4 protein-coding genes are annotated in these 7,362 nt (G+C 47.6%); all 4 read left to right on the forward strand.

What is annotated here, in order from left to right; genetic code table 11:
* Positions 1–26: 26 nt before the first annotated feature.
* Genes ACMJ0U_RS09990 through ACMJ0U_RS10005 form a run of 4 tightly spaced genes read left to right on the forward strand, consistent with a single transcriptional unit; the run spans position 27 to position 7,180 of the window.
* Entirely contained in the window at positions 27–1,103 is a 1,077-nt protein-coding gene (locus ACMJ0U_RS09990; protein ID WP_417129815.1) for an efflux RND transporter periplasmic adaptor subunit, read from the forward strand.
* Between the two features lie 11 nt (positions 1,104–1,114).
* A complete protein-coding gene (locus ACMJ0U_RS09995; protein WP_417129816.1) occupies positions 1,115–4,147 on the forward strand; it encodes an efflux RND transporter permease subunit in 3,033 nt (1,010 codons plus the stop codon).
* Positions 4,144–5,466, forward strand: a complete 1,323-nt coding sequence (locus ACMJ0U_RS10000; protein ID WP_417129817.1) for a TolC family protein — start codon at positions 4,144–4,146, stop codon at positions 5,464–5,466. Before ACMJ0U_RS09995 ends, ACMJ0U_RS10000 begins: the two co-directional genes overlap by 4 nt.
* 49 nt (positions 5,467–5,515) lie before the next feature.
* On the forward strand, positions 5,516–7,180 hold the full coding sequence (locus ACMJ0U_RS10005) for an amino acid permease (RefSeq protein ID WP_417129818.1): 1,665 nt from the start codon (positions 5,516–5,518) through the stop codon (positions 7,178–7,180).
* Positions 7,181–7,362: the final 182 nt, after the last annotated feature.

Here is a 7,362-nt window from a genome sequence, read left to right on the forward strand (position 1 = left end):
TTATTTAACCGCAATCTAACAAACACATGAACAAACGAATTAAATGGGGAATTATCGTTTTGGTAGGTGTAGGACTGACCGCTTTGGGCATTCATACATTTACCCCCGGAAAGAACAAGGAACTGGCTGCTACCGAGAAGAAATCACCAGTCGACAAAAATAAGACGCTGAATGTAAATGCAAAAATCATCAAGCCTCATCTGCTTACAGACCAGCTGTTTGTAAGCGGAAAGCTGATGCCAGACGAAGAGGTGGACCTGTCATTTGAAACCTCCGGAAAGATTACCAGCATCGAGTTTACGGAAGGTAGTTTCGTATCAAAAGGCCAGTTGCTGGCCAAGGTGAACGACAGCCAGTTACAGGCTCAGTTGAAACGCCTGGAAGCCCAGATGCCGTTGGCCGAGGACCGCGTATTCCGACAGAATGCCCTGCTGCAACGCGATGCGGTTAGTAAGGAAGCCTATGAGCAGGTAAAGACGGAACTGGCCACCCTCAATGCCGACATCGAAAACGTGAAGGCCAATATTGCCATGACAGAGCTCCGCGCTCCATTCGACGGCATCATCGGGTTGCGGCAGGTCAGTTTGGGAGCCTACGCCTCTCCAACTACGGTCATTGCCAAACTAACTAAAATCACCCCGTTGAAAGTGGAATTTGCCGTACCGGAACGCTATGCCCGACAGATTCAGAAAGGCACCAACCTGACCTTTAAGATTGAAGGCCGGCTGGAAACCTTCAACTCACAAGTATATGCCACCGAATCGCGTATCAATGAAGAAACGCACACTCTGACCGTACGTGCCCTCTATCCGAACCGAAACGGAGAATTGCTTCCCGGACGTTATGCAGACATCGCGCTGAAACAACAGGAAATTCAAGATGCCATTGCCATTCCCTCGGAAGCAATTGTGCCAGAAATGGGAAAGAACAAGGTATTCTTGTACCGCTCAGGAGTAGCAGAACCGGTGGATGTAGAAATAGGTATCCGCACGGAAGCAGAAGTACAAGTAGTGAAAGGCTTGTCTGCCGGAGATACCATACTGACCTCCGGTACCCTGCAATTACGTACCGGCATGCCGGTAATTCTTGACCAAATCAACTAACTTTCTGCCGTATGAACATATCCGAACTTAGTATACGAAGACCGGTGCTGGCCACCGTACTCACCATCATCATCCTGCTATTCGGACTGATTGGTTATACGACTTTGGGAGTACGTGAATACCCGTCGGTAGATAACCCGATTATCTCTGTCACCTGTAGTTATCCGGGAGCGAATGCAGAAGTCATTGAGAACCAGATTACGGAACCATTGGAGCAGAACATCAATGGTATTCCCGGTATCCGTTCACTATCGAGTACCAGCCAACAAGGACAATGCCGTATCACAGTGGAATTTGAACTGTCAGTAGATTTGGAAACAGCCGCCAACGACGTACGCGACAAGGTATCACGTGCGCAGCGTTACCTGCCACGCGACTGTGACCCTCCTACCGTTTCCAAAGCCGATGCGGATGCCAGCCCCATCCTGATGGTGGCTATCCAAAGTAATACCCGCTCGCTCCTGGAACTGAGTGAAATAGCGGACTTGACCGTCAAGGAGCAGTTACAGACCATTCCGGATGTCAGCAGTGTATCTATCTGGGGAGAAAAACGTTACTCCATGCGTCTGTGGCTGGATCCGGTAAAAATGGCTGGTTACGGCATTACGCCTGTAGACGTGAAAAATGCTATCAGCGACCAGAACCTGGAACTTCCCTCCGGAAGCATTGAAGGCAATACCATGGAACTCACCCTGCGCACCATGGGTCAGATGCACACGGCAAAAGAGTTCAACAGCATCATCCTAAAAGAGCAGAACGGGCAAGTGGTACGCTTCAGTGACATCGGTTACGCTGAATTAGGACCGGCCGACCTTAAAAGCTATATGAAGATGAACGGTGTACCCATGGTCGGTGTAGTAGTTATCCCTCAGCCGGGAGCCAACCACATTGATATCGCAGATGCCGTGTACGAACGCATGGAGCAGATGAAGAAAGACCTGCCCGACGACGTGGAATATACCTATGGTTTCGATAATACACGCTTCATCCGTGCCTCCATTGCAGAAGTAGAAAGCACGGTATACGAAGCCTTTGTACTGGTAATCATCATCATTTTCCTCTTCCTGCGCGACTGGCGCGTGACACTGATACCCTGTATCGTGATTCCGGTCTCTCTGATTGGAGCATTCTTTGTGATGTACGTCGCAGGATTCTCCATCAATGTACTTACGATGCTGGCTGTCGTCTTGTCTGTGGGACTGGTTGTGGACGATGCCATTGTCATGACGGAGAACATTTATATCCGCATCGAACGGGGAATGAAGCCTTTTGAAGCCGGCATTGAAGGAGCCAAGGAAATCTTCTTTGCCGTCATCTCTACCACCCTTACGCTGGCGGCTGTATTTATCCCGATTGTGTTCATGGAAGGAACCAGCGGACGTTTGTTCAGGGAATTCAGTTTCGTGGTGGCCGGTTCGGTTATCATCTCTTCTTTTGCAGCCCTGACATTCACCCCGATGCTTGCTACCAAACTTTTGAAACACAGGGAAAAGCAAAACTGGTTTTACCGGAAAACAGAACCTTTCTTTGAAGGGATGAACCGCGTCTACTCCCGTTCACTCAATGCTTTTCTTCGGAAACGCATCATTGCCATTCCGTTTACTCTGATTACATTGGTACTCATCGGCTACTTATGGAACCAGATTCCGGCTGAAATGGCTCCGTTGGAGGACCGCTCACAAATCAATATCAGTACTCGTGGAGCAGAAGGAGTCAGCTATGAATATATCCGCGATTATACGGAAGAAATTAATGCACTGATAGACTCAATTGTACCGGATGCCAAATTCATTACCGCCCGTGTATCCAGCGGAAGCGGAAACATTCAGGTCACGCTAAAAGATATCAGGGAACGCAACTACACGCAAATGCAGGTAGCTGAACAGATTTCGAAAGCTATCCGTACCCATACCAAAGCGCGCTCCTTCGTACAACAGCAGTCCTCCTTTGGCGGACGCAGAGCCAGTATGCCAGTACAATATGTACTTCAGGCTGTCAGCATCGAGAAACTGCAAGAGATACTGCCGGAATTTCTGGCGCAAGTGTACGACAATCCGACTTTCCAGATGGCCGACGTAGACTTGAAGTTCAGCAGTCCGGAAATGCGTGTCACCATCAACCGCGACAAAGCGGGTACCATGGGAGTAAGCGTGCGCGACATTGGAGAAACCTTGCAATACGGATTAAGCGGACAGCGTATGGGATATTTCTATATGAACGGGAAACAATATGAAATTCTCGGTCAGATTAACCGCCAGCAACGCAACCAACCCGCCAATATTAAATCCATCTATATCCGCAGCGACAAGGGTGAAATGATTCAGCTGGACAACTTGGTGGAATTCATAGAAGCCGTAGCGCCTCCCAAACTGTATCACTACAACCGCTTTATCTCAGCTACGATTTCTGCCGGACTGGCTGAAGGAAAAACCATTGGTGACGGTCTGGACGAAATGGACAAGATTGCAGCCAATGTACTGGACGACACTTTCCGTACGGCTTTATCGGGCGACTCAAAAGAATACCGTGAAAGTTCCTCCAGCCTGATGTTCGCCTTTATCCTGGCACTCGTACTGATTTACCTGATACTTTCAGCACAGTTCGAAAGTTTCAAAGACCCGTTCATCATCATGCTAACTGTCCCTCTGGCCATTGCCGGAGCGTTGGTCTTCATGTATTTTGGGGATATTACCATGAACATTTTCAGCCAGATTGGTATCATCATGCTGATTGGACTGGTAGCCAAGAATGGCATTTTGATTGTAGAATTTGCCAATCAAAAGCAGGAAGCCGGTGAAGACAAGATGCAAGCAATCCGCGATGCGGCTCTTCAGCGTCTACGTCCCATCTTGATGACAAGTGCATCAACGATTCTTGGCCTGCTTCCGTTGGCATTTGCCACAGGAGAAGGGGCCAACCAGCGTATCGCCATGGGAGTAGCTGTAGTAGGCGGCATGCTGGTATCTACTTTCCTGACCATGTACATTGTACCTGCCATTTATTCGTATATTTCGACAAACCGTGCTAAAAAAGAAAGAAAATGAAAAAACGGCTTATTTATTTCATAATATGTCTGCTGGGAAGCGGAATAACCGCACAAGCCCAGTACACCTATACGTTAAAACAGTGCCTGGAAGAGGGACTGGTCAACAACTATTCACTCCGCATCACCCGCAACGAGGAGCAGATAAGCAAAAACAATGCGACATTAGGGAATGCCGGTTACTTGCCCACGGTGGATTTGACTGCCGGATATACCGGAAGTGCAGACAACAGCAATACGCAGGCACGTGCTACGGGTGAAACCACCAAGCTCCGTGGCGTGTACGACCAGACACTGGATGCTGGAATAGACTTAAACTGGACCATCTTTGACGGCTTCAATATCAGTACCACTTACAAACAACTGAAAGAACTGGAACGTCAGGGAGCGACCAACACACGGATTGCCATTGAAGATTTCATTGCCAGTCTTACTGCGGAATATTATAATTACATCCAGCAGGAAATCCGCCTGAAAAACTTCCGCTATGCCGTATCACTGTCCAGAGAACGCCTGCGTATCGTGGAAGAACGTTATCATATCGGAAACTTCTCCCGACTGGACTATCAGCAGGCCACCGTTGACTTCAATGCCGACCGTGCGCAGTATATCAAACAAAGGGAACTGGTGCATACCTCACGCATTAACCTCAATGAACTGATGGCCGCAAAAGACATGGACCGCCCGATTAGTGTAAAGGATTCCGTAATTGACGTAAACGAGAAGCTAGAATTCAATGATCTGTGGGAAGGAGCCCTTCAGACCAATGCCTCCTTGCTACAAGCCAACCAAAATACGGTATTGGCTCAGTTGGATTATAAAAAGGTATTATCGCGCAACTATCCGTACGTACGGCTGAATGCGGGTTACGGATATACCTTAAACAAATACGATGTAAATACCACGCGCCAGCGAAGCAACTGGGGATTCAGCGGAGGGGTCACTATCGGATTCAACATCTTCGACGGTAACCGGAAACGAGAAAAACGAAATGCCAGTCTGACCATCCGCAACGCACAGCTTGCCCGTGACGAACTGGAACAGGGGCTACGGGCAGACCTGAGCAACCTATGGCAGGCTTACCGGAACAATATCCGATTACTGAACCTGGAGAGACAGAATCTGGTATCGGCAAAAGAAAACCATGAAATCGCCAAGGAACGCTACCTGCTGGGCGATTTATCGGGTATTGAAATGCGTGAAGCACAAAAAAGTCTGCTCGACGCCGAAGAACGAATTCTTTCTGCCGAATACGATACAAAAATGTGCGAAATTTCTTTACTACAGCTTAGTGGAAAGGTTACACAATATCTGAAATAAGATTCAGTAATTTTTCCTACCTTTGCCAGCAATAAAAACAGACAAAGAAATGGGGCTTTTTATTCGAAAAAGTATAGAGGCTTTACAAGCTGAAGCCAAAGAAACAGGAAGCGGTACCCTTAAACGGGTGCTAGGTCCTGTCAGCTTGGTTGCTCTCGGGGTGGGTGTCATCATAGGAGCCGGGTTATTCTCAATTACCGGAACCGTAGCTGCTTCTTATACCGGACCAGCTATCACGCTTTCCTTTATCATTGCAGCCATCGGCTGCTGTTTTGCCGGACTTTGTTACGCGGAGTTTGCTTCCATGATTCCCGTTTCCGGAAGTGCCTATACCTATTCATACGCCACAATGGGAGAACTTATTGCCTGGATTATCGGATGGGACCTGGTACTCGAATATACCGTAGCTGCCACCACTGTCAGCATCAGCTGGAGCCGCTATATGACCGTATTCCTTCAAGGAGTAGGCATTGATTTACCACATGCATTTACGGCATGCCCATGGGATGGGGGTATCGTCAATATTCCCGCCATGATAATCGTAATCCTCATGAGCTTGATTCTGATGCGAGGTACCGCTGGAAGTTCCTTCTTCAACGGATTGATTGTCTTTTTGAAAATAGCTGTCATCCTGATTTTTGTGATACTCGGCTGGCAGTTCATTCAAAATGACAACTATACTCCTTATATTCCAGCCAATACCGGCACATTAGGAGAATTTGGCATTTCTGGAATCTTCCGTGGAGCAGCGATTGTCTTTTTTGCCTTTTTGGGATTCGATGCAGTCAGCACGGCAGCTCAGGAAACTAAAAACCCGAAACGGGATATGCCCATTGGCATCTTAGTATCCCTGTTAGTCTGCACCATCTTATATATTCTCTTTGCCCATGTCATGACTGGAGTAGCCCATTACACTGATTTCAGCGGACAGGTGGGAATTGCTCCGGTAGCTGTAGCCATTGAAAAAATGGGAGTTCCCGATGCCGCAGGAGCCATACAACCCGCATATCCATGGTTGAACAAGGCCATCATCCTGGCCATTTTGTTTGGCTACTGCTCGGTAATTATGGTCACTTTGCTTGGGCAGAGTCGGGTATTTCTGAGTATGAGCCGCGATGGTCTTTTACCACCGTTCTTCTCAAAAATTAACCGACGTTTCCGCACACCGGTACATAGCAACGTTCTGTTTATGATACTTGTCAGCCTGTTAGCCGGATTCATCCCAGCACAAGTAGCCGGTGAAATGACCAGTATCGGTACACTACTGGCATTCACTTTAGTCTGCACAGCCATCCTGATTGTACGCAAGACCATGCCCGACGTGCCCCGTGCCTTCAAGACTCCTTTCGTACCCTTCGTTCCGATTATGGGCATCCTCACCTGCTTATGCATGATGAGTTTCCTTCCTGCTGATACCTGGATACGTCTGATATTATGGATGCTTATCGGATTAGATGTCTATGCTTCATACGGAATACATCACAGCAAATTAGAGTATGGCCAAAAGCATCGAAAAGGAGATATTGTATTAAACCTGACTGGACTTATTTTATCCATTCTAAGTGTAATTACCGGACTATGGCACCAGCAAACCGTAGGATGGGATGCAGACAAAACCCTGCTGACCATTTCTTTCGTGTTCGCCTTCACACATTGCGCTTTCTACATGTGGCGAATCTGGAAACACCCACACAACCGGCACAGAGTTTCTTAAAAGAAGTTATAAAAAATCGACGGGGACAGAAAAAACGAATAATCAACCACAACCAGCATATAAAAAAGCTGTTATTTTACAGCGATTTATACTATTATGGATAAAAATATATTATACACGGCTATTCAGGCCGCCCTTGCTGCAGGAACAGAAATCATGTCTGTATATACAGACCCGAAAGC

It is taken from the genome of Phocaeicola sp., assembly GCF_048170425.1.
Taxonomy (GTDB): Bacteria; Bacteroidota; Bacteroidia; order Bacteroidales; family Bacteroidaceae; genus Phocaeicola.

Excerpts from the sequence above, each read along its gene's own strand:
- ACMJ0U_RS09990 (WP_417129815.1), top strand. The coding sequence starts at position 27 with ATGAACAAACGAATTAAATGGGGAATTATCGTTTTGGTAGGTGTAGGA.
- ACMJ0U_RS09995 (WP_417129816.1), top strand. The coding sequence starts at position 1,115 with ATGAACATATCCGAACTTAGTATACGAAGACCGGTGCTGGCCACCGTA.
- ACMJ0U_RS10000 (WP_417129817.1), top strand. The coding sequence starts at position 4,144 with ATGAAAAAACGGCTTATTTATTTCATAATATGTCTGCTGGGAAGCGGA.
- ACMJ0U_RS10005 (WP_417129818.1), top strand. The coding sequence starts at position 5,516 with ATGGGGCTTTTTATTCGAAAAAGTATAGAGGCTTTACAAGCTGAAGCC.